This is a genomic window from Arthrobacter sp. E3 (genome assembly GCF_017353415.1).
GTDB lineage: Bacteria > Actinomycetota > Actinomycetes > Actinomycetales > Micrococcaceae > Specibacter.
The window spans coordinates 61,719-83,134 of sequence record NZ_JAFMPX010000004.1; the positions used below are offsets into that span (position 1 = coordinate 61,719).

The 21,416-nt window shown below is 62.0% G+C and carries 21 protein-coding genes and 1 pseudogene; 9 read left to right on the forward strand and 13 right to left on the reverse strand.

Annotated elements, in window-relative coordinates; translation table 11 throughout:
• Positions 1 to 45: 45 nt before the first annotated feature.
• The 7 genes from JMA46_RS03115 to JMA46_RS03145 all read right to left on the reverse strand — a co-directional run bounded on the left by JMA46_RS03115 (position 46) and on the right by JMA46_RS03145 (position 8,896).
• Positions 46 to 1,755 (reverse strand): ABC transporter ATP-binding protein, encoded by a 1,710-nt coding sequence (locus JMA46_RS03115; RefSeq protein ID WP_207343838.1) that lies wholly within the window; start codon positions 1,753 to 1,755, stop codon positions 46 to 48.
• Positions 1,752 to 2,714 carry an ABC transporter permease gene (locus JMA46_RS03120; protein ID WP_207343839.1) on the reverse strand — a complete coding sequence of 321 codons (963 nt, stop codon included), beginning with the start codon at positions 2,712 to 2,714 and terminating at the stop codon, positions 1,752 to 1,754. Before JMA46_RS03120 ends, JMA46_RS03115 begins: the two co-directional genes overlap by 4 nt.
• 3 nt (positions 2,715 to 2,717) lie before the next feature.
• A complete protein-coding gene (locus JMA46_RS03125) occupies positions 2,718 to 3,800 on the reverse strand; it encodes an ABC transporter permease (protein WP_247647014.1) in 1,083 nt (360 codons plus the stop codon).
• Between the two features lie 121 nt (positions 3,801 to 3,921).
• Positions 3,922 to 5,556 (reverse strand): ABC transporter substrate-binding protein, encoded by a 1,635-nt coding sequence (locus JMA46_RS03130; protein ID WP_207343841.1) that lies wholly within the window; start codon positions 5,554 to 5,556, stop codon positions 3,922 to 3,924.
• Between the two features lie 136 nt (positions 5,557 to 5,692).
• Entirely contained in the window at positions 5,693 to 6,310 is a 618-nt protein-coding gene (locus JMA46_RS03135; protein WP_207343842.1) for a TIGR03086 family metal-binding protein, read from the reverse strand.
• A 72-nt stretch (positions 6,311 to 6,382) separates the two neighbouring features.
• Positions 6,383 to 7,522 (reverse strand): tRNA 2-thiouridine(34) synthase MnmA, encoded by a 1,140-nt coding sequence (gene mnmA, locus JMA46_RS03140; protein WP_207343843.1) that lies wholly within the window; start codon positions 7,520 to 7,522, stop codon positions 6,383 to 6,385.
• 153 nt (positions 7,523 to 7,675) lie between these two features.
• A complete protein-coding gene (locus JMA46_RS03145; RefSeq protein WP_207343844.1) occupies positions 7,676 to 8,896 on the reverse strand; it encodes an aminotransferase class V-fold PLP-dependent enzyme in 1,221 nt (406 codons plus the stop codon).
• Positions 8,897 to 9,144: 248 nt separating this feature from the next.
• Here JMA46_RS03145 and JMA46_RS17080 point away from each other — a divergent pair, with 248 nt between their 5' ends.
• Positions 9,145 to 9,330 carry a hypothetical protein gene (locus JMA46_RS17080; RefSeq protein ID WP_247646997.1) on the forward strand — a complete coding sequence of 62 codons (186 nt, stop codon included), beginning with the start codon at positions 9,145 to 9,147 and terminating at the stop codon, positions 9,328 to 9,330.
• Between the two features lie 191 nt (positions 9,331 to 9,521).
• Positions 9,522 to 10,442 (forward strand): annotated as a pseudogene (locus tag JMA46_RS03150) (S8 family serine peptidase).
• Between the two features lie 128 nt (positions 10,443 to 10,570).
• Here JMA46_RS03150 and JMA46_RS03155 read toward each other — a convergent pair.
• Positions 10,571 to 11,314 (reverse strand): transcriptional regulator, encoded by a 744-nt coding sequence (locus tag JMA46_RS03155; protein WP_207343845.1) that lies wholly within the window; start codon positions 11,312 to 11,314, stop codon positions 10,571 to 10,573.
• 147 nt (positions 11,315 to 11,461) lie between these two features.
• On the opposite strand from JMA46_RS03155, the gene folE reads away from it, so the two are divergent.
• From folE to JMA46_RS03175, 4 genes are all read left to right on the forward strand, one after another.
• The gene (gene folE / locus JMA46_RS03160; protein ID WP_207343846.1) at positions 11,462 to 12,070 is read left to right on the forward strand and encodes a GTP cyclohydrolase I; all 609 of its coding nucleotides are present in this window, start codon (positions 11,462 to 11,464) and stop codon (positions 12,068 to 12,070) included.
• Between the two features lie 79 nt (positions 12,071 to 12,149).
• Entirely contained in the window at positions 12,150 to 13,400 is a 1,251-nt protein-coding gene (locus tag JMA46_RS03165) for an FAD-dependent oxidoreductase (protein WP_247646999.1), read from the forward strand.
• An 8-nt stretch (positions 13,401 to 13,408) separates the two neighbouring features.
• Positions 13,409 to 14,368 carry a dihydropteroate synthase gene (folP, locus tag JMA46_RS03170; RefSeq protein WP_207343847.1) on the forward strand — a complete coding sequence of 320 codons (960 nt, stop codon included), beginning with the start codon at positions 13,409 to 13,411 and terminating at the stop codon, positions 14,366 to 14,368.
• Between the two features lie 36 nt (positions 14,369 to 14,404).
• Positions 14,405 to 15,175: a pyrimidine reductase family protein gene (locus JMA46_RS03175; RefSeq protein ID WP_207343848.1), complete on the forward strand. Its 771-nt coding sequence runs from the start codon at positions 14,405 to 14,407 to the stop codon at positions 15,173 to 15,175.
• Here the strand turns inward: JMA46_RS03175 and JMA46_RS03180 are convergent.
• Together JMA46_RS03180 and JMA46_RS03185 are read right to left on the reverse strand one after the other, a co-directional pair.
• On the reverse strand, positions 15,172 to 15,894 hold the full coding sequence (locus JMA46_RS03180; protein WP_207343849.1) for a hypothetical protein: 723 nt from the start codon (positions 15,892 to 15,894) through the stop codon (positions 15,172 to 15,174). The two genes, JMA46_RS03175 and JMA46_RS03180, sit on opposite strands and share 4 nt — an antisense overlap.
• Positions 15,895 to 15,926: 32 nt before the next feature.
• On the reverse strand, positions 15,927 to 16,850 hold the full coding sequence (locus JMA46_RS03185) for a diacylglycerol kinase family protein (protein WP_207343850.1): 924 nt from the start codon (positions 16,848 to 16,850) through the stop codon (positions 15,927 to 15,929).
• Between the two features lie 153 nt (positions 16,851 to 17,003).
• Between JMA46_RS03185 and JMA46_RS03190 the strand changes: the two genes are divergently transcribed.
• The 3 genes from JMA46_RS03190 to JMA46_RS03200 are packed head-to-tail and all read left to right on the forward strand — an operon-like array spanning position 17,004 to position 19,375.
• The gene (locus JMA46_RS03190; RefSeq protein WP_348770037.1) at positions 17,004 to 17,999 is read left to right on the forward strand and encodes a DnaJ domain-containing protein; all 996 of its coding nucleotides are present in this window, start codon (positions 17,004 to 17,006) and stop codon (positions 17,997 to 17,999) included.
• Positions 18,000 to 18,045: 46 nt separating this feature from the next.
• Positions 18,046 to 18,519, forward strand: coding sequence for a tRNA (cytidine(34)-2'-O)-methyltransferase (locus JMA46_RS03195; RefSeq protein WP_207343851.1), 474 nt, complete (start codon positions 18,046 to 18,048; stop codon positions 18,517 to 18,519).
• 52 nt (positions 18,520 to 18,571) lie between these two features.
• Positions 18,572 to 19,375, forward strand: a complete 804-nt coding sequence (locus tag JMA46_RS03200; RefSeq protein ID WP_207343852.1) for a class I SAM-dependent methyltransferase — start codon at positions 18,572 to 18,574, stop codon at positions 19,373 to 19,375.
• Positions 19,376 to 19,755: 380 nt separating this feature from the next.
• Here the strand turns inward: JMA46_RS03200 and JMA46_RS03205 are convergent, their stop codons facing one another.
• The 3 genes from JMA46_RS03205 to JMA46_RS03215 form a co-directional block, all read right to left on the reverse strand.
• Positions 19,756 to 20,040 (reverse strand): hypothetical protein, encoded by a 285-nt coding sequence (locus tag JMA46_RS03205; RefSeq protein ID WP_207343853.1) that lies wholly within the window; start codon positions 20,038 to 20,040, stop codon positions 19,756 to 19,758.
• A gap of 143 nt (positions 20,041 to 20,183) precedes the next feature.
• Entirely contained in the window at positions 20,184 to 20,300 is a 117-nt protein-coding gene (locus JMA46_RS17570) for a type IV toxin-antitoxin system AbiEi family antitoxin domain-containing protein (RefSeq protein WP_207343854.1), read from the reverse strand.
• Between the two features lie 137 nt (positions 20,301 to 20,437).
• The gene (locus tag JMA46_RS03215; RefSeq protein ID WP_207343855.1) at positions 20,438 to 21,406 is read right to left on the reverse strand and encodes an electron transfer flavoprotein subunit alpha/FixB family protein; all 969 of its coding nucleotides are present in this window, start codon (positions 21,404 to 21,406) and stop codon (positions 20,438 to 20,440) included.
• Positions 21,407 to 21,416 lie beyond the last annotated feature (10 nt).

The window sequence follows — 21,416 nt, forward strand, 5'->3', positions numbered from 1 at the left end:
TGTCCATCCCGGGTACCGCCTTTACTTCAGCGGCACTTCCGCCGTCTACTCTCCCCGCAGGAGTGCCTGGTGGATGGCCCGGCGCTCGGCCTGCTCGGCAGGGTTCGGCACGGGCAGGGAGGCAAGCAGGCGCTTGGTGTAGTCGTCCTGCGGGTTGCCCATGATCTGGTTGCCGATCCCCTGTTCCACCATCCTGCCCTTGTAGAGCACCCCGACCCATTCGGCCAGGATGTCCACCACGGCCAGGTCGTGGCTGATAAACAAAGCCGCAAACCCCAGCTCGGTTTGGATCTCGCGGAACAGTTCAAGCACCTTGGCCTGGACCGACACGTCAAGGGCGGAGGTTGGCTCGTCGGCTATCAGCAGCCGGGGCTTGAGCGCCAATCCACGCGCCAAGGACGCGCGCTGGCGCTGTCCGCCCGAAAGCTCATGCGGGAAACGCTTCGCATAGGCCCGGGGCAGTTGCACCGACTCCAGCAGGTCCTCCACCTTCGCCGTAATGGCGGGCCCGGAGAGGTCCGTGTGGATGATCAGCGGCTCAGCCACGCACTCGCCAATACTCAGGTGCGGGTTGAAGGACGCAGCCGGGTCCTGGAACACGAATCCGATGTCCTTGCGCAAGGGGCGAAAGGACCGTTCCTTGAAGTTCAGCATCTCGTAGCCAAGCACGTTCAGCGAACCGCCCGTGGTGCGGTTGAGTCCGGCGATGGCCCGGCCAATGGTGGTCTTTCCGGAGCCAGACTCCCCCACCAAGCCAAAGACTTCCCCGGAGCTGATGGTGAAGGAGACCTTGTCCACCGCCTTGAAGGCGGGGCTGCCCAGGCGCCCCGGGTATTCAATTTCCAGGTCCCGCGCCTCCACCAGCACTTCCTTGTCCTGGAACGCCCTCTCGGTGAAGCCGGCAGATGCCGAGTTTCGGCCAAGGTGCGGCACTGCGGCCAACAGCTGCTGGGTGTACACCTGCTTCGGAGCGGAGAACAACACCTCTGAGCTGGCCAGTTCCACCACGTCGCCCTGGAACATGACAACAACGCGGTCGGCCAGGTCCGCCACCACGCCCATGTTGTGCGTTATCAGCACAATGGAGGTCCCATATTGGTCGCGCAGATCCCGCAACAGTTCAAGGATCTCGGCCTGGACCGTCACGTCGAGGGCCGTGGTGGGCTCGTCCGCCACAATCAGCCCCGGGTTCAGTGCCAACGCTGCAGCAATGACAACACGCTGCTTTTGCCCCCCGGAGAATTGGTGGGGGTAGTAGTCAACCCGCGTTTCCGGCTCGGGGATCCCCACCTTGCCCAGCGCCTCAATGGCAAGTTTGCGCGCCTCCTTGCGCCCCACCCGTTTTCCTTCAGGCCGGTGGGCACGCAGACCCTCGGCGATCTGCCAGCCCACCGTGTAGACGGGGTTCAGGGCCGTGGAGGGCTCCTGGAACACCATGGCGACGTCACGCCCGCGGATCTGGCGCAACTGGTGTTGGCTGACAGTGATGATGTCATTGCCGCTGATGACCACGGCCCCGCTGCTGAGCGCAGTTTCCGGCAGCAGGCCCAGGATGGCCTTGGCCGTGACGGTCTTGCCGGAACCTGACTCACCCACAATGGCCACGATCTCCCCCGGGGCCACCGTGAAGCTGACATCCTTCACGGCCTGCACATCCCCCACGTCTGTGGCGAACGTGACCTTCAACTTCTCAATGCTCAGCACGGGCTGCGTTTCGCCCGCCTCCGCAGTGGTGTTCTTCATGGCGCGGCTCATGCGTCCACCACCTCATCCTGGGTCGTGTTGTTCTTTTTTCGGATCTTTTTCCCGGACCTTTTGCGTCCGCGCAGACGCGGATCGTTGAGGTCGTTCATGGACTCGCCCAGCAGTGTCAGGCCCAACACGGTCAGCACAATTGCGGCACCGGGGAACACCCCTGTCCACCAGATCCCGGCTGTGGCGTCCGACTGCGCATGGTTGAGGTCATAGCCCCACTCCGCCGCAGTGGAAGGTTCAATACCGAAGCCCAAGAAGCCCAATCCGGCCAGTGTCAAAATGGCCTCGGAGGCATTCAGCGTGAAGATCAGCGGCAGCGTCCTTGTGGCGTTCTTGTAGATGTGCCGGGCCATGATTCGTACGCTGGAGGCACCCACCACAAGGGCGGATTCCACAAAGGGTTCTGCCTTCAATCGGATGGTTTCGGCGCGGATCACCCTGAAGTACTGCGGAATGAACACGACGGTGATGGAGATGGCTGCGGACAGGATTCCCGACCAAACAGTCGAGCGGCCCTGGCTGAGCGCAATGGACATGACCATGGCCAGCAGCAATGTCGGGAACGCGTAGATGGCGTCGGCCACCACCACCATGATCCGGTCGAGCCAGCCGCCAATATAACCGGAGAGCAGTCCCAGGATCACGCCGAGGAAGATGGACAGCACCACCGCCACCACAATCACCAGGAATGCCGTTTGGGCACCCCAGATGGTGCGGGAAAAGACGTCGTAACCTCCCGCCGTCGTACCCCAGATGTGTACGGACGACGGCGGCCCCTGGGCCACGTCGAAGCGCTGTGTTGCCCCGTACGGTGCAATCAACGGCGCGAGCGCGGCCGTGAGCAGAAACAGCACTGTCAGGACAATGCCGGCCACGAGCATGCCGCGCTGCAGGCCCATACTCTTCTTGAGCTGGGAAATGATGGGCAGGCGGGAAAAGAGCGACTTTTTAGTCTCCATGTCCTAGTACCTCACCCTCGGGTCGATGAGCGCGGCAATGACATCCACAATGAAGTTGGTCAGTGCCACAATGACGGCCAGCAGGGCAACGATGCCCTGCACCGCGACGTAGTCACGCGCCGTCAGATATTGGGCCAGCTGGAAGCCCAGCCCCTTCCATTCAAAGGTGGTTTCCGTCAGGACGGCCCCGCCCAACAGCAGGGCGATCTGCAGGCCCATGACGGTGATGATGGGAATCAGCGCCGGCTTGAACGCGTGCCTGGTCAGCAGGCGGTATTCGCTGACGCCGCGCGAACGCCCGGCTTCAACATAGTCCTTGCCCAGCGTGCCAATGACGTTGGTGCGGACCAGCCGCAGGAAGATGCCGGCTGTCAGCAGGCCCAGGGTGACCGCTGGCAGGATGGAGTGCTGGACAACATCCCAATACGCGTCCATGTTGCCGCTGCGCAGCGCATCAAGCCAGTAGATGCCTGTTGGCGCTTCAATCTGTGTCATGAAAATTTCGGTTGGGATGCTTGCACGCCCAGCCACGGGGAGCCAGCCAAGCCAGACGGAGAAGACCAGCTTCAACAAAAGCCCTGCGAAAAACACCGGAGTGGCGTAAAAAGAGATGGCCAGCACACGCGAGACGGCATCCTCCCACTTATCCCGCTTGTAGGCTGCAATGATGCCGAACGGGATGCCGATGAGAAGGGCCACGATGAGGGAGTTGATGGCCAGTTCAAGGGTGGCAGTGCCGTAGGTGGCCAGCAAGTCGGAGATCAGCATGTTATCTGAGATGGTGCGGCCAAAGTTGCCGGTGGCCATCTGCCCCAGGTACTCGAAGTACTGGATGAAAATGGGCCTGTCGTAACCGGCTTGGTGGATGCGTTCGGCCAGCTGCTCCGGTGGCAGCCGCCCGCCGAGTGCAGCGGTGATCGGATCACCGGTGAGCCGCATCAGGAAGAACACCATGGTGACGAGAATGAAAATGGTGGGGAAGATCAAGACGAATCGGATGGCAAGGTATTTGCCCAGACTGCCGCCGGACTTGTTCTTGCTTTTGGGTGCCTGCTCGGCGGGTCCGTCCACCGGCAGGTCAATCATTGCGGTCATGTGCGCCTACTTCTTATGTGAGAAGGTGCCGTGCAAAAGGCGGGGCATCCTTTGTAAGAAAGCCCCGCCTCATTGCCGACTTGTTATGCCTTGGGTAATTGCCGTATGGGCATTACTTGGACAAAACGCCCAAACGGAACTTGAAGGAGGCGTCCAAGGTGTCCGCCGTTCCCTTTACGTCCACGTTCGAAACCGCCACCTGCGCGCCCTGCAGAAGCGGCAGCGTGGAGAGGTCCTTCGCTTCAGCTGTTTGGATGTCCTCAATCAGCTTTGTGCGCTTCGCGGGGTCGTTCATGGTCAGCTGCTCGGTGATCATCTTTTGAATGGCCGGGTTGCTGTAGTGGTTCTTCAGGAAGTTGTCAGTGCTGAAGAAAGGTGTCAGGTAGTTATCAGCATCGGAGTAGTCCGGGAACCAGCCCAGCTGGTACATGGGGTATGCATCAGCTGTGCGCTGCTTCGAGTAGGAAACCCACTCAGTTGACTGCAGGTTGACCTTGAACAGCTTGGTGTCCTCAAGCTGGGACTTGATGGCCGCATACTCATCGCCTGATGAGGAACCATAGTGGTCCGGGTTGTACTGCAGATCCAGCGTCACCGGCGTTTCTACGCCGGCATCCTTCAGCGCCGCGGTGGCCTTGGCAACATCCGGGCCACCGTTTCCGTCGCCGTAGTCCGCCTTCAGCGGCTCAATGGCACCGGTGAAGCCTGCGGGAACGTAGGAGTACAGCGGCAGGTAAGTGCCTTTGTAAACCTGTTCCGCAATGGCGGCACGGTCAACTGAATCAGCCATGGCCTGACGCACTGCCAGCGACTTCGCGGCATCCGGGGTCGCCGTCTTGGCGCCGAACGGCATGGTGTCGAAGTTGAAGACGATGTAGCGGATTTCACCACCGGGGCCAATATCCACCTTCACGCTCTTGTCAGACTTCAGGCTTTCAATGTCCGTGGCCGTGAGGCTGCGCCAGGCAACGTCGATGTTGCCCTTTTGCACGTCGAGTTTCATGTTGTTGGAATCGGTGTAGTACTTCATGGTCACCGACTCTGACTTGGCCGGGCCCAGCAGGCCCTTGTAGTCAGGGTTTTTCTTGAAGGCAATCAGTTCGTTCTGCTTGAACGAGTCAATGGTGAACTGTCCGGCGAAGGCCTTGCCCTTGATGATGTCTGCATCAGTGGTGATGGCATCGGCACTGAACACGGAGTCATCCACGACTGGGCCTGCTGGGCTGGTCAGCACCTGCGGGAACGTTTGGTCGTTTCCGAGCTTGAGGTTGAACACGACGGTGGTGGCGTCCGGGGCGTCAACGCTTGCCAGGTTGCCCAGTAGGGTGGCCGGGCCGTTGACATCGTTGATCTTCAGCTGGCGATCGAAGGAGAACTTCACGTCCTTGGAGTCAAGCTCGGAACCGTTGGCCCACTTCAAACCGGGCTTGAGCTTGACCGTGTATTCGGTGGGGGTGGTGAACGACGACGATTCAGCCAGGTCCGGCTTGGGGTCGGCGCTGCCCGGTGCCGAGTTCAGCACGAAAGGGTAGATCTGGTTCATGACCATGAAGGAACCGTTGTCATAGGAACCGGCGGGGTCAAGGAAGGTTGTCTTGTCAGTGGTGCCAACAACAACAGGTCCGCCGGTGGAGCCGCCTTCGGTGCCTCCACCACCGCCTGTGGTACCCGTGCACGCTGTCAATGCCAGTGCGGAGATGCCTGCAACGGCGACCACCGACCGCATTCCGAACAAATTCTTAGCCATCAGCAAACTTTCTGTTGTGGTTCGCACAGAACAGCCCACACGTCCTCGTGTGAGCTGAACCACGCCTTTGATGCTTATATTTTTATCAGACTTCCATGTATCTTGTTGCACTAGTGGGGAAGTTGAAACCAGAAGGTTATCTAAGGGAGGCGACCTGGGGGCCGGTGCGAAAATAGGGGCTGCGGCCGAACCATCCGGCCAGCCGGGCGTAGGAATCGGACGTCAACGGAACCCTAACTTCCGGTCCGATGCCGCGTTCCACGCTGCGATGCTCAGGTTTTACCATCCGTTGGGACCACGCGAGCGACTGTTCAGCCAAAGCGGGGTCCAAAACGATGGGCACTCCAGTGGCCCGTACCAAGTCCCAGGCATGGACCGTGAATTCGGTGATTTGCAGCCCAATGCGGCTGCGCAGCGGCGCCTCGCCGCCACCGGGCAGGGCCACTTGGGCACTTAGGTCCGCAGTGAGCCAGGCCCGCATCAACAAAGTGGCGCCGTCGCTGAACCGCGTGGACCAGTCCGCGCCGACGGTGGCGTCTGCGGCGAGCGGGTCAACATTGTGGCCACGGGCCATAATGGTGTATCTGTGCAAATCCTGCACCACTAGGTGGTGCAGGAGGTCTTGTACATTCCAATCCGCGCAGGGAGTGGCCCACTCCGCCTGGTTGGCCGGTATGGCGCCGATGACTTCGGCGCACTGATCGAGCGCACTCTCCAAGAACTGAAGCGGGTTGGGAACTGTATGCGGGGGCATGTGCGTATTCCTTCCGTGATCCAAGTCACCTTTAATGGAAGTTTACGCCAGAGGGGCAAGCCCTCGGGTTTGCTACGGCAGCTCCGGCCGCGCCAAGGACCGTGCAGAATCAATCGTGGCCTGTCCCAGCACACGGCTTCCCTGATACAAAACCACTGTTTGACCCGGGGCCACACCGCGCAGCGGCTCGCCCAAGGTGACCGTCAAGTTTTGTCGGGACACGCCGTCGTCCACTACTTCAGTGACAAAGGCGCGGGCCGGGACGGGATCCCCGTGAGCGCGGACCTGGGCGTGGCAGTCGAATTCGGCACCGGTGGCGACCTCGGCGATGGGCAGCCCGGCCCAGGAAACCTTGATGCCCTTGAGCTCGTCGATGGCCAGCAGCGCGTAGGGACCCACCACGACCTTGTTTTCCTTGGGGCGGATTTCCAGAACGAAGCGGGGCTTACCGTCGGCGGCGGGGGTGCCCAGTTTCAGGCCGCGGCGCTGACCGACAGTGAACTGGTTGGCGCCGGTGTGATCGCCAACCTTGGCGCCGGACTCGTCGACGATCTCGCCGTCGTGCATCTGAATTTTCTCCGCCAACCAACCGGCGGTGTCGCCGTCGGAGATAAAGCAGATGTCGTGGCTGTCCGGCTTTTTCGCCACGGACAACCCGCGTGCCTCGGCTTCGGCGCGGACCTCGGCCTTGGAGGGGGTGTCCGCCAGCGGGAACATGGAGTGCTTGAGCTGCTCGTGGGTCAGGACACCCAGGACGTAGCTCTGGTCCTTGGCCCAGTCGGCGGCGCGGTGCAGCTCCGGGTTGCCGTCGGCGTCGGTGATGACCTTGGCGTAGTGGCCCGTGCAGACCGCGTCGAAGCCGAGCGCAATGGCCTTTTCCAGCAGGGCCGCGAACTTGATCCGCTCATTGCAGCGCATGCACGGGTTGGGGGTGCGCCCGGCGGCGTATTCGTCGATGAAGTCCTGGACCACGTCCTCCTTGAAGCGCTCGGAGAAGTCCCACACGTAGTACGGGATGCCAAGCAAGTCACAGGCGCGCCACGCATCGTTGGAGTCTTCCACGGTGCAACAACCGCGGCTTCCCGTGCGCAGAGTCCCGGGCATGCGCGAAAGCGCCAGGTGAACCCCGACGACGTCGTGCCCGGCATCCACTGCCCTGGCTGCGGCTACGGCAGAGTCGACTCCACCACTCATGGCGGCCAATACTCGCATTACTTACCTTTCATTGAAACTAAAAACTATTCTTACAGCGTTCCACAGCGTCCGCGATGGGCCCCCGGAAGCGAGGGCCCCGATGCGAGCTTGCGAGCATTGGGAGCTTCTGGGGACGGGCGGGGCCATGCAAGGCGAAGGAACGTCGCATGACTACCAAGTGCTGGCGGTTTGGATTCTCGATGGGTGCCCTGCCATACCAGCTTGTTTGGCCATGGTGTGGGCTTGTGGCAGCGCCGCCACAAAGGCATCAACGTCTTGTTGGCTCGATGTATGCCCCAGACTAAAGCGTTGTGCGCCACGTGCGGTGTCTTCGTCCAGGCCCATGGCCAGCAAAACGTGGGACGGCCGTGGAACGCCGGCGGTGCAGGCCGAGCCGGTGGAGGATTCGACCCCGGCCATGTCCAGTAGGAACAGCAGGGAGTCGCCTTCGCAGCCGGGGAACGTGAAGTGGGCGTTGCCGGGGAGCCGGGCGTTGGGGTGGTCTGCCGGGTCCGTGCCGCGCAGAACTGCGTCGGGGACCGCCTGGCGAACGGCGTCAATGATTTGGTCACGCAGCCCTGCGATGCGGTTGCTTTCGGTCGCCATGTTTTCCGTGACGTCTTGGGCTGCGGCAGCAAAGGCGGCTATCCCCGCGGTGTCCAGCGTGCCGGAGCGAACTGTTCGTTCCTGTCCCCCGCCGTGCTGGACTGGCGTGAGATTCACTGCACGTCCGAGTAGCAGTGCGCCCACACCAACGGGGCCGCCGATCTTGTGGCCGCTGATGGACATGGCCGCCAGGCCGGAGTCCTTGAAGTTCACCGGAATCGAGCCGAAGGCTTGGACGGCGTCCGAATGCACGGGGATGCCGTATTCGGATGCGAGCGCCACGATCGCGGCGATGGGCTCGATGGTGCCGACTTCATTGTTGGCCCACATGCAGCTCAGCAGCGCAACGGAGTCCGCACCGCCGTCGTCCAGTTCCTTTTTTAGGGCCGTTAGGCTGACGGTGCCGTGTTCATCAACGGGCAGCCAGACCGCGTCTGCACCCTCGTGCTTCTCAAGCCACTCAACGGTGTCTTGAACGGCGGCGTGCTCGATGCCCGATACAAGGATGCGTGTGCGTCGCGGGTCGGCTGCGTTGCGGGACCAGAACAGTCCCTTCACAGCAAGGTTGTCCGCCTCGGTGCCGCCGGAAGTAAAAATGACTTCGGTGGGGTGGGCGCCGGCGGCGGCGGCAATGGTTTCACGGGCCGCCTCCACTGTGGCGCGGGCGCGTCGGCCCGATCCGTGGAGCGAGGACGGATTGCCGCTACGGGTAATAACGGAAGTGAGTGCGGCGAGGGCCGGGGCCGAAATTGGCGTGGTCGCCGCGTGATCTAAGTACACGGGCACCTGTTGATTCTACGCCATTGGGACAGTTCGGCCGTCCGCGGGGTTGGTGAACATTGTCCGAACGGCCAGAGTTTCCGGTCAATTCCCACATATCGCCACTGACACCCTTGTTAGGGTTCCACCTGCGCTGTCAGGATGTGGATGGTTTCCATCACACCACTGTTCCGAAGGGTCACGCACCGGAAGAATGAACTATTCCGACGCACGACCGCGGCTGCCGTGTGCTCAGTCGCCATGGCGCAACCGCCATGCTCGGCGGAAGCGCCATGGCCGCACCACCGCATCAGCAATCCACGCCCGTGGACTTTCCCGCGTCCGACGGCGAGCTCATGAGTTACGTGGTCAATGCGAAAGCCGGCAACGCCAAGAAGACCCGGGATGCGGTACAGGCTGTCACGGCAGCCGGCGGCGGAGGGAACACCGGACGGAATTGACACCCCCGTGGGAGAAGGCTCCGCAACAGCGCAAAAAGCAGCTGGCCGACACGGACCTTTTCTATGGCGATGCCACCTTCGACGGTGCCGCCGCCGATCCGCGCGAAGCTGAGCAATGGAGCCAGATCCAGATCAAGGCGGACAAGGCCCACCAGGTCACTGATGGTTCCCGCGATATCCTGGTTCGCGTCTTGGACAGCGGCATCGACCCGATCCACCCGGACCTCCAATCGAATATCGACGTGGCCAACTCGGTCAACTGCTCCAACGCCGGGCGACCGGACACCTCACCGACGGGATGGAATGCCACCACCTCATCCCACGGCACCCACGTGGCCGGCATCATCGGTGCCTCTCGCAACGGCGCGGGCACTGTCGGCATTGCCCCCAATGTGCGCATGGCGTCCGGCAAGGTGGTCAACGATGCTGGCTCGATCCACCCCGAATACGCCACCTGCGGTTTCATGTGGGCTGGCATGAAGGGCATGGCTGTGACCAACAACAGATACTACGTTGACCCGATGCAATTTTGGTGCGATGACCAGCCGGACCAGAAGGCCGTGCGCGTTGCCGTTGAACGAGCGGTCGAATGGTCTACGAGGCAAGGTGTGGTCCATGCTGCCGCCGCTGGCAACGCCTCCTATGACTTGGCCAACAAGACCACCGATGATGTCAGCCCCAACGACATAGCCGGGATTGAGCGCCAGATCAACACTGGATGCAAGGACATGCCCACCTAGCTGAAGGGGGTGGTGACGGTCTCTTCCACGGACCAGGCCGGCAAGCTCTCATCCTTCTCCAACCGCGGACTGAACGTCATTGACGTGGCAGCTCCCGGATCCAGGATTCTGTCCACGTTGCCGAACAACGGCTACGGCTTGCTCAGCGGCACCTCGATGGCTTCACCCCAAGTTGCCGGCGTGATGGCACTGATGAAGTCCCAACACCCGGGCTGGAAGCCAAAACACCTGATCTCACAACTGCGCAAGCAAGCCGAGGACCACATCTGCATGCCGTCAGCAACGCCGACCAGTGCCGAGTGCATCGGCAAAATGACCAACAACAGTTACTACGGCGAAGGCATCGCAGACGCGTTGCAGGCGGTGCTGTAAAGCACGAATTGCCAAGCACGAATTGCCAAGCAGGAAGCGCCAGGCAAGAACAGCAGGGCGCTGGATTCCCCGAACATGCGTTGCCACTTTTCCGGCGGCTGCCCTTCCAGGCGGCCGCCGGAAACGCTTTAAGGCTCTTTCAGGACCAGGCGTGCGCAGCAGTGCGAAATCTCTGCGTCGGGTTCAAGGTTGTGGCATGAGTCGGCGCAGCCTTCCAGCGCACCGCTGAGCAGTGAACCGTTGAGCGAACACACCACACCCGCATGTTCCTTGGACAGTTGGTGGAACGGACAGTTGGCCATGATCGTGCCGCCGTCGCCGTCGGGCTCGGGGCTGTAGCCGGTGTTGGCCAACAATTGGTGGATGTTGCCGGCTTCGGCCCCCATAAGCTTGCCCGCCTCGAAGGCCACTTCGGACACGGACTGCTGGATGCCTTCCCCGGAATCGATGGAACGCTGCACAGCCGCCGCCAGCAGACTTGCCGCCAGGTCATAGTGGCGTGGTGGTACCGACGCACTGATTTCACTCCGCGCCGCCGTATACAGCTTGGTAGGCCGGCCAGAGCCGGGCCCGGACTTGTCACCCATTTTTCGAAATTCCACCCGCAGCAGCTTTTCTTCCACCAGGCGGTCTAATTGTGCCCTGACGGTGCTTTTGGGCAGGCGCAGTGTTGATGCACATTCGTCACGGCTCACGGCTCCTGCGGAATCGCGCACCAATTCAAACAGTCTTTTTCGCAGTGGATCCCCCAGTGATGCCATCGCGCGCAGGCGCTCGTGCTCGTTCAAACCCGTGCGGCTGGGTGCCAGGCGGCCCGCTTTGGTGTGGTCGGAGTGCTGGAGTACACCATGTTGCTGCACGGGCTGATTCATGACTAGTGGCCTATGTGCTCTCTTGCCATGTCGCATCGGCAGTACTGGCCGCCTATGCCTGACAGTTCGTTGTTTATGACATGCTTGCTTGACGCTTTGAGTCTGCGCTTCTAAAGTCAATAATACAATCTTTAGAAAGGGTTGGATATGTCCCTCACCAGTGCAGCGCTGCCTGACTTGCTCACCTTTGAAGAATCGGAACCGTTGACACTCCCGTTCACGATCGATCTTCCGAGAGCCGAAGCAGCCATTGCCGAGTTCCTCCGGGCACTGGGCCGTGACGAAACCAACCCCCACCTTTTAGACACTCCCCGCAGGGTGGCCGCCGCGTATGCAGAAATGCTCACCCCTCGTGAAACTTCATGGACCACATTCCCCAACGAGGACGGATACCAAGGTCTTGTGCTGGTGAAGGACATTCCCTTCCATTCACTGTGTCAGCGCCATCTGTTGCCGTTCCGGGGCGTGGCCCATGTTGGCTACCTGCCCGGCGACCGGCTCTTTGGGCTCTCAAAGCTGGCCCGCGGCGTTGAACTCTTCTCCCGCGACCTCCAAGTGCAGGAACGCCTCACCCAACAAATCGCCGACTGGCTTGAGAACACGCTGGCCCCGCGCGGGGTGGGCGTGGTCATGGAGGCCGAACACACCTGCATGTCGCTGCGCGGCGTGCAGACCTCCGGCACCGTGACGCGCACCTCAGTGTTTACCGGCCTGTTGTCCGACGCCGGCCCCTTGCGCGAGCAGTTCCCCCACTAGCACTTTCACTAGGCACTTCGGTGCCGTGGGCCTACATTCATACAAGAGACACAAAATTTCCGAGGAAAGAGTTTCGATCATGAGCGAATCAAGCACACCTTCCGCCGCAGACGCAGGAATGGTCATCATCGGTGGCGGCCTCACCGCAGCCACCGCCGCCGAAACACTCCGCAAGGAAGGCTTCACCGGTCCCGTCACGATCGTGGCCGACGAGCCGGAAATCCCCTACCAGCGTCCGCCCCTGTCCAAGGGGTTTTTGGCCGGCAAGGAAGGCGAGGACGCCCTGTTGCCGTTGCCTGCGAGCTGGTACCCGGAGAACAACGTCACGGTGCTGACCGGCACGGCCGCCACCACCCTTGACCCCGCCGCCCACACGGTTGGCTTGAGCAACGGCACCACACTGCCGTATGCCAAGGTGCTCCTGGCAACAGGTGCCGCCCCGCGCCACATCCCGTTTCCCGGCGTCGACCTCAAGGGTGTTTACACGTTCCGGACCAAGGCAGACAGCCTGGCCATGAAGGAGCTCTTCACCGGCGGCGGCAAGAACGTGGTCATGATCGGCTCTGGTTGGATCGGCATGGAAATTGCCGCCACAGCCACGGAGTTGGGCAACAAGGTGGCGTTGATGGGCCTTGAGGACGTGCCGTTGTCGGTTGCGATCGGCAATGAGCTGGGCACGGTGTTTGCCGACCGCCACAAGGAAGCAGGCGTGCAGTTTGTGCTCCCGGCCAGCGCCGCCGAAATCCAGGGCACCGACGGCACCGTCACCTCCGTCCTCACCACCACGGGCGTCACCCTGCCGGCGGATATTGTCATTGTGGCCGTCGGTGTGGTGCCCAACGTTGCGCTGGCCAAGGACGCCGGGCTGACCATCACCAACGGCATTGAAGTCACCTCGAGCCTGCAAACCTCCGCTGCGGACGTGTTTGCTGCGGGCGACGTTGCCAACGCCATGCACCCCGTCACCGGCGCCTACGCCCGCTCCGAACACTGGGCCAATGCGATTGCCAGCGGAAAGGTCGCAGCCAAGTCCATGCTGGGGCAGACCGCCGTGCTCGATGACATCCCCTACTTCTACACCGACCAGTTTGACCTCGGCATGGAATATTCAGGCTTCGGCGCACTGACCAAGGATGCCGAAGTCGTTATCCGCGGAAGCCTGGAGAAACGCGAGTTTGTGGCGTTCTGGGTGTTGGAAGGACGCGTGGTGGCCGGCATGAACGTCAACATTTGGGACGTTCAGGACGGCATCAAGGCTCTCATCTCCTCCGGCCGCACCGTCGACACGGCCAAGCTGGCTGACCCGGAAACCCCGCTGGAAGATATTTGATGGTGGGTATGACCACTTCCGCCCCTGCCACGGCAGCGCCGTTTTACACGCCGCCGCTGCTCCACCCAGTTCACCGGTTCGGCACACGCACCATTGATTTCAGCCGGCAGGTGGCGCTCATGGCCATCATCAACAGGACCCCAGATTCGTTTTACGACGCCGGTGCCACGTTTGCCCTTGACGCTGCGGTTGCCGCGTCGCTGGCGGCCGTGGACGACGGCGCCGACTGGCTTGACATTGGCGGGGTGCCGTTTGCGCCGGGGCCGGCGCTGAGCGCCGGGGAAGAGGCGGATCGGGTGGTGCCGGTCGTCGCTGCCGTGGCTGCCGCCAGCGACGTGATCATCTCCGTTGACACGTTCCTGCCCGAGGTGGCCGCCCGCAGCATTGCCGCAGGGGCCACCGTCATCAACGACACCACCGGCTTGTCCAATCCGGAGCTGGCTTCAGTGGTGGCGGAGTCCGGTGCGCATTTGGTCATCACGCATTCACTGGCCAGCCCCCGCACCGCATACCCGCACCCGCACTATAAGGACGTTGTTGCGGAGGTCGCTGCATTCCTGGCAAGGAAGGTGGAACTGGCAATGTCACTGGGCGTCCCGGCCGAGAAGATCATGGTTGATCCGGGGCATGATCTCAACAAGAACACCCTCCACACGCTGGAAATCACGCGCCGCTTCAATGAGATTGCCGCCCTTGGCTTCCCAACGTTGGCGGCAGTCTCCAACAAGGACTTCATTGGCGAAACCCTGGATCAGGCCAAGGGCGAACGCCTTGAAGGCTCGCTGGCGGCCGCAGTGGTGTGCATTCTCGGTGGGGCCCGAATTCTGCGCATGCACAATGTGGCGGCGGCGAAGTCGGCCATCAACATGACGGAGGCGGTTCTGGGGTGGCGCGCGCCAGCGTACCTCAAGCACAACATGGGCGACGTCAACTACCCTGCACCATCCACCAGTTCAGCCAGCTGGTAAGGGCTGCACCCAACGATTCAGTGGAGGACGTCCCCCATGATTGAGAGAATCTTCCCCGACCCTGCCGTACTCTCGGCCTCAGCCTTGGAGCACGAACTCCTGGTGCCGCCCCCAGAGCGCGGACGAGCCGGAACGCCATGGGTGAGTTTCAACTTCATTTCCAGCATTGACGGTGCCGCCTCCGTGGAAGGCCGCTCTGGACAGTTGGGCAACGCCTGGGACCAACGCGTTTTCTCGCTACTGCGGCAAAGTGCTGACGTCATTGTGGTGGGTGCCCAAACCATCAGGTCCGAAGGCTACGGCGGCGAGCTGCTGAGCAAAACCGCACAGAAGTGGCGGGAGGAGAACTGGCTCTCTGCACACCCGCCCTTGGCCATTGTCTCCGGAACCTTGAACTTGGACACCGATCTGGAAGTCTTTCAGAACACGCCGGTGCGGCCACTCATTTTGACGCTCGAATCAGCCCCCAAGGAGCGCCGGGAGGCACTGTCCGAGGTGGCTGAGGTCATCACGGTGGGCACAGACTCCATGGATGTCCCGCTCGTCATTTCCGAGCTCGCCGCACGGGGTTTCACCCAGATTCATTCCGAGGGCGGGCCTACACTGCTGGGCACGTTCGCCGCAGCCGGGAAGGTGGATGAGCTGTGCTTGACCATCTCACCCATGCTCGTGGGAGGCTCGGCCGGGCGCATAGCGAGCGGTCCCGCCGTCGAGCATGTTTCGGTTGCCGCAGGCATGACCCTGACCCGCATCATGAAAGCGGATTCCATGCTTTTTCTGCGCTATGTGCGCCCCACCGTCGGCTAGTTCGACGGCGGAGCCACCGACAATTTCTCCATCACCGCAGGCGTCGTGGAAGCCAGCAGCACGTCACTGGGGCACGCCAAGGTGACCAGCAAGCCGGTGTTCGCCGTGCCAAGCATCCGCGCCCACACCGTGCTGGCCATGACACCCTTGGCTGCCTTGGTATTGAAAGCCAGAAAGGAAATCTTTGGCCCGGGTTTGCCGGCATCGGCAACCCACGGCAGGGCCGACTCCGTCAGTGACGAATCCATGACGGAGGGAATCAGGTATTTCAGCAGCGCTGTGGAAGACGTTTTGTCGTCGCCCTGCGTGATGAGCGGGCCCTGGTTGGTGGTGGTCCAATAGGCCAGCTGGCAGCCAGCGTCGTTGTTGTACTGCGTCCGGCCGGCCACGTTCTTTTTCAGTAGTTTCCAGTCAGGCGGGCCAGGCGCTTGTGCATAATCCTGCGGCGGCTGCCCCAGGATGTCACTGAATTCAACGGCCACTCCCGACGATAGAGTTGCACCGGCGGCAAACGTCATCGGGGATGCTGCCACGGCGGCGGCGTCATGGCCGGCCACCACCGTGGGCGCCACATAGGTGGCTGGAGGGGCGGGCTGCGCCGACGTTTCCGGCACGGACGAGGGAATGGCAATGCTGCACCCACTCAAGGCGGCAAGCGTCGCAATGGCAAGCCCCACAGTTGCCCCTACTCGTTTCGTTGAGCGTCCCCTTAGATTCACAGGATCCACTGTACCTACCGCTGCGGCCGCCACTAAACCCACAACCGCAGGGCTGACGGGTCCACTTTGACGGTGGCCGGCAGCGGACCAATCCGCTCCCCGTCAGCGTAGGCCACCATGCCGGGTGAATCGATGAACACTTCACGCACGCGTTCAATGCTCACCACCCGATGGCTGGTGTGCTGGCCGGAGAACACCTTGGGATAGATGCGCAGGAACGCCAACCGCGACACCGGCGAGACAACGAACAAGTCCAGCTGGCCGTCGTCGCACTTGGCGTCGGGGGTGATTTTCATACCTCCGCCGATGGACACTAAATTGGAAATGGACATCAAGATGGCCTGCTGCCTGCGTACGTCGCCATCCACCACCAGTGAATAGCTCAACGGTTTCAAGGTGGCCAGCTCACGCAAAATCGCCAGGTTGTAGCGCATGGGACCGCGTGGCCATCGCCAGCCGTTGGCCCGCTCGTTCACCAGTGCATCAAAGCCAGCTGACAGCGCGCACATAAACCAAACCGGCGGATGGCCTTCACGCTCAATGCGGCCCAAGTCAACGGTGCGGGGTGCCCGCTGGCAGGCTTCGAGGAAGCATTCGACGGCGGCGCGCGGGTCGTTGGGGTCCAGGCCCAGTCCGCGGGCGCCGTCATTGCCCGTCCCGGCCGGGATGATGCCCATGGGAACGGCCGTGTGGGCCAAGGTGTTGGCGCCAAGGTGGACCATGCCGTCCCCGCCCACCACCACAAGGGCTTGGGCGCCGGCGGCAAGCTCGGCTTCGACGGCCTCACGCAGGGCTGCGTAGTCACGGCGCCGCAAAACGCTGACATAGTGCCCGGCGCTACGCATGCGGGCCACTGCCATCTCCCCGATGCGTCCTGGCGAGTTCATCCCTTGCCCGCCAAAGGCCGCCCGCGGGTTGATGGCCACTACGATCCGCAACGGCTCGGGCGCCCTCATCGAAGGGCTGCGCAGCTGCGGTGGACGGTGGCGGGGATGGTTCTCATGGCTCCTGCAATTATGCCAGCGGATGTGTGTGCCCTGCGGAATTGCGGCCCGGCGCGGGCGGCTAGACTGAGCTTTTGGCACTGCCTGGCTAACGAAAGGTCCCCGGTGGGCGAGAAGTTCCTCACGCATTATCAAGTCCTCGGGCTTGCACGCACGGCCACTGAACGCGAGATCAAGATCGCCTACCGCAAGGCAGCCCGGATCGCTCACCCTGACAGGGGTGGGGACCCTGCCTTGTTCCGCCAAATCACGCAAGCATATGAGGTTCTTGTGGACCCGGCACGCCGGCAGGCATACGACAGGTCCTACGGGGCGGCCGGACGCAGCACCGCCCCGGCCGGATCGGGTTCACGGGCTGCCGGCACATCCGGAGAATACTCCGCCCACTCCTCCGCCCGCGCCGCCTCCAACAGCGGTTCCGGTGGCTTCAACACCCGCCGCAGCAATAGCAAAGCCCGTTCCGCGGCAAGTGATCCAGCAGTCTACCTACCGGCGTATGAAGACCTGGCCACCGGAGAAGCTCCACTCATGCCGCGCATCAGAGCGGCCCAACCTGTGCATGGGTCCCCGCGAAAGCGCGGACTTTTTGGGGCGTCTTCACGTCTGGCCCGAGAAGCACGCACGGCACAGTTGATCATGCAGCAGGTTCTGCCTGGCATTCCCGCAGCCCGACTCATCAACGGCCTCACGGCACCTGGCGGCAAAGGTTATGTGGATCATGTGCTTGTCTCCGGCTACCGCATAGCGCTCATAGGTTCCATGCTCGTTCCCAACGGCGCATTCCGCTGGGACGGCAGCACGCTCATTCACGGCAGCAAGGTGGCTGCACCTCCCCAGCTGATTCCTGCCGCCAGGGCGTTCCAGGAGCTTTTCCCCGAATGCAATGTCACCGCTTGGGTGTGCGTGCACAGCAGCACCGGAAATCTGTTTGAACCTGTCATCGACTATGCCCGGGGCACCGACCCCGACGGCTCCAACACCATCAACGTGGCCAACGCCGCCCGTTTTGTGCGCGAGGCCAAAGCGTTCCTGGCCTCCGGTCCCTCCCCCAACGTCGTTGACCTGCACGTTCTGGACAGGCTGCTGGGCGGAATGTACTAGCACCGTCCGGTTCAAACACCGACGCCACTGACGGTAGGATAAAAATGTGTTTCGCATCCTCTTCCTGACCCCCGAGATTCCTGGCAACACCGGCAATGCCATTCGTTTGGCCGCCATCACCGGTGCTGAACTGCACCTTGTTGAGCCGCTGGGCTTTGACTTCTCCGACGCCAAGTTGCGCCGGGCGGGTCTTGACTACCACGACCTTGCCGTGGTGACTGTCCACAAGACGTTGGAGGATGCATGGGCGGAGCTGGCCCCGGAACGCGTCTTTGCCTTCACCTCCGATGGTGAAAGCAGCTACACGGACATCGCTTACCGGCCATCAGATGTTTTGATGTTTGGGAAGGAATCCTCAGGCCTGCCCGCCGAGGTAAAGCTGGATCCGCACATTACGGCCCGCGTCCGCCTGCCCATGCTGCCATCGCTGCGGTCGTTGAATTTGGCCAACGCCGCCTCGATCGCCGTTTACGAGGCCTGGCGCCAAAACGGTTTTGCCGGCGCGCAAATCAACGCCTGATAATTTTGGTGGTCCTGCGCCGCCTGGTCCATTTCACCCACTGGAGGAAAACATGTCCGCTCGCGATCCTGGCTTGGCATTCACCGATGGCGCGCTGCAATTTGAGGCGTGGTCGGACAAGCTGTGGGACCCCATGGGACGGGCTGTGGTGGCAACAGCCGCTCTCCAGGCAGGGGAAAAGGTTCTTGACGCATGCTGCGGTACCGGGGCTGCAACCATCCCGGCAGCTTTGGCCGTAGGCCCCACCGGAACGGTCGACGGCGTCGACCTTTCCACTGGGCTGCTGCGCATTGCGGCTGCGAACCTGGCCGAACAAGGCATTTTCAACACGACATTGACAGAAGCCGACGTGACTGCCTGGCGAGGACACCGCACCTTTGATGCCGTCCTGTGCTCCTACAGCATGTTCTTCTTCGCCGACATGGAAGCAGGGGTCGAACACCTCGCTTCCATGCTCCGCCCCGGTGGCCGCATAGTCACCAGCACGTGGGTTGAAGGGGCGTTGGAGCCCTTTGCCGGGCGCATCCTGGAAGCTGCCATCAAGGAACGTCCCCGCCTTGCCGGTGTGATCCCGGAACCCAACAAGAACATGGCCCGCATCGCTTCAGCGGACGCGCTGACCGTGTGGCTGACGGGGCGGGGGCTGGAAAATGTGTCGGTGGCAGCTCATCCGCTGACACTGACCGTTGACGACGCCATGGCGTGGAACCTCGTCATGGGCAGCGGATGGCGGACCCTGCTTCCCCGTGACCCGGAAGCTATTGCCCGGGTCCGCCGCGACTTCATCCATTCCGTGGGCCCGCAGGTGGAAATGAATTCCGACGCCCTCATTGGCAGCGGAACGGTACCCGCCTGATTAGCTGGAATTTGCCACACATTGTGAATAATGCCGCCGTCTGCCAAAAAAGGCCAGGGTTTGTCCCGTTGTACCGTGGCATTTCCGTCAAACTGCGGCATTTTTGTACACCCCGGGAAGCTTCGAGCCTGCGGGCCTAGGTTTGGGGCAGTCCAGCCTGGCGCAATATGTAGGTAAACCTGTCAGAGTTCATCATTTCTTTCCAGTCCCATCTGGTAAATCCCACGCCGTGGGCGCGGATCTGATCCTCGCGTTGCTTTTCAGTGATGATTCTGGCTTGGAGTGAAAGTCCCCCACCCCAACCTGACCTGAGGTACTTTCCCAACCCGTCAAATTCAGCCACCACCTGCTGCTCTTCGAACCAAAAGTCAACGAAGGCATCACTGCCACCGCGGCATGTATCCCGCCGTGTTTACGCCAGGGGCCGTAAATCGGTTGACAAGGCCACGGTTTTCGGGGAGGCGCAGGCTCGAGTCGCGGACCGCAACGGCGTAGGGGAAGGAAAAGGTGCTGACCAACTGCAATGTCGTGGTGAGTTTGTCGGTGAGCAGGAACGGTCCGCATTGCCTCACCCCCTTGGACAGGGAAGCCACATGACGCACCACGCTGCTGGTACTGCGTCCACTGGTGGCCACCTCCGTCACGGAGTGCAGCTTTTGCAGCATACCCACAATCCATAGACGCCACAAAAGCGCCGCTGTGGCATGACAAAAAAAACTGGCTTGTTTTCCGCTGACTGGGCCCGGGCCAATGCGCGCAAACCGTATTGTTCCTTCGGCTGGAGCCCGTTCCATTCAGTTGATCTCACCTAAATACCGCGGCGTATGCGTACAATTTCGCCCCTGTGGTGGAGCGTGGCGAGCTTGCGGCGGTCCTGACCAAGCCGGGCGTAGTCCGCCGACCTGATGAGCTTGGGCGCGTCCATACCTCAAGCCTTGCACCAGTTTCATGGGCGGAACAGCCGGATCATGCCAACTGTGGATAACCCCGGCGGTTCGCGTTAAATGTTGGGGCTTGTCGAGATCGTGGATCCCGACAAGCCCCAACACCGGTTGCGCTCGGTTATGCGCGGCGCTTTTTGATCTCTTCGACGGCCTGCGGCAGGACCTTGAACAGGTCGCCCACAATGCCGAAGTCGGCAATTTCAAAGATGGGCGATTCCGAATCCTTGTTTACTGCCACAATGAGCTTGGAGGTCTGCATGCCCGCCTTTTGCTGGATGGCACCGGAGATGCCCACCGAGATGTACAGCGCAGGGGAGACCTTCTTACCGGTCTGGCCTACCTGCGAGGCGTGCGAGATCCAGCCGGCATCAGTCGCGGCACGTGAAGCACCCACCGCTGCACCCAGCACGTCGGCCAGTTCCTCCACGGGAGAGAAGTCGCCGTCAACACCGCGGCCGCCGGCCACAATGATGCGGGCATCCTCCAGTTCGGGGCGACCGGAAGCCGCACGGGCGGTGCGCTTGGTGACGCGTGCGCCCAGGCTTGCAGCGGCAAACGCAACCTCAACTACCTCGACGGCGGGAACGGCCGCTTCGCTTGCCAGGGACGCCTCGACACTGTGCGCCTTGACACTGATGACGGACACGGCCGAGGTGGCCCGTGCCTCAACGGTGTAGGAACCCGCCAGGACGGATTTGTGCGCCACGAGCGCGTCGCCGTCGTACGTCACGGACACGGCGTCGGTGATGACGCCGGCATTCAACGCAATGCCGGCGCGCGCTGCGATTTCCTTGCCGGTGGCGCTGTTATCCACCAACACGGCACTGGCCGATACGGCCGCGGCAGCCTGGGCCACGAGGTCGGCCTTCGGCGCAACCAGGAACTCGCCCAGTTCAGCCTGCTCGGAGTGCAGCACCCGGGCCACACCGTACGCGCCAAGCTCGGCAAGCAGTTCCGCACTGGCCGGACCGGCCACCACGGCCACCGGTTCCCCGGCACCGCGAGCCAACGTCAGCAGTTGCGCAACGGTGGTGGAAATCTTGCCGGAGGCGTCGAGCTGATCAACATAAACAACAATTGCAGTCATGGAGGGGTCC

What these genes read in the sequence shown, in the direction of transcription:
- JMA46_RS03185 (WP_207343850.1), bottom strand. Translation starts at nt 16,850, where the DNA reads ATGAGGGCGCCCGAGCCGTTGCGGATCGTAGTGGCCATCAACCCGCGG.
- folP (WP_207343847.1), top strand. Translation starts at nt 13,409, where the DNA reads ATGACCACTTCCGCCCCTGCCACGGCAGCGCCGTTTTACACGCCGCCG.
- JMA46_RS03115 (WP_207343838.1), bottom strand. Translation starts at nt 1,755, where the DNA reads ATGAGCCGCGCCATGAAGAACACCACTGCGGAGGCGGGCGAAACGCAG.
- JMA46_RS03135 (WP_207343842.1), bottom strand. Translation starts at nt 6,310, where the DNA reads ATGCCCCCGCATACAGTTCCCAACCCGCTTCAGTTCTTGGAGAGTGCG.
- mnmA (WP_207343843.1), bottom strand. Translation starts at nt 7,522, where the DNA reads ATGCGAGTATTGGCCGCCATGAGTGGTGGAGTCGACTCTGCCGTAGCC.
- JMA46_RS17570 (WP_207343854.1), bottom strand. Translation starts at nt 20,300, where the DNA reads ATGGACGCGCCCAAGCTCATCAGGTCGGCGGACTACGCCCGGCTTGGT.
- JMA46_RS17080 (WP_247646997.1), top strand. Translation starts at nt 9,145, where the DNA reads ATGCTCGGCGGAAGCGCCATGGCCGCACCACCGCATCAGCAATCCACG.
- JMA46_RS03200 (WP_207343852.1), top strand. Translation starts at nt 18,572, where the DNA reads ATGTCCGCTCGCGATCCTGGCTTGGCATTCACCGATGGCGCGCTGCAA.
- JMA46_RS03205 (WP_207343853.1), bottom strand. Translation starts at nt 20,040, where the DNA reads ATGCTGCAAAAGCTGCACTCCGTGACGGAGGTGGCCACCAGTGGACGC.
- JMA46_RS03130 (WP_207343841.1), bottom strand. Translation starts at nt 5,556, where the DNA reads ATGGCTAAGAATTTGTTCGGAATGCGGTCGGTGGTCGCCGTTGCAGGC.
- folE (WP_207343846.1), top strand. Translation starts at nt 11,462, where the DNA reads ATGTCCCTCACCAGTGCAGCGCTGCCTGACTTGCTCACCTTTGAAGAA.
- JMA46_RS03165 (WP_247646999.1), top strand. Translation starts at nt 12,150, where the DNA reads ATGAGCGAATCAAGCACACCTTCCGCCGCAGACGCAGGAATGGTCATC.
- JMA46_RS03175 (WP_207343848.1), top strand. Translation starts at nt 14,405, where the DNA reads ATGATTGAGAGAATCTTCCCCGACCCTGCCGTACTCTCGGCCTCAGCC.
- JMA46_RS03215 (WP_207343855.1), bottom strand. Translation starts at nt 21,406, where the DNA reads ATGACTGCAATTGTTGTTTATGTTGATCAGCTCGACGCCTCCGGCAAG.
- JMA46_RS03125 (WP_247647014.1), bottom strand. Translation starts at nt 3,800, where the DNA reads ATGATTGACCTGCCGGTGGACGGACCCGCCGAGCAGGCACCCAAAAGC.
- JMA46_RS03120 (WP_207343839.1), bottom strand. Translation starts at nt 2,714, where the DNA reads ATGGAGACTAAAAAGTCGCTCTTTTCCCGCCTGCCCATCATTTCCCAG.
- JMA46_RS03155 (WP_207343845.1), bottom strand. Translation starts at nt 11,314, where the DNA reads ATGAATCAGCCCGTGCAGCAACATGGTGTACTCCAGCACTCCGACCAC.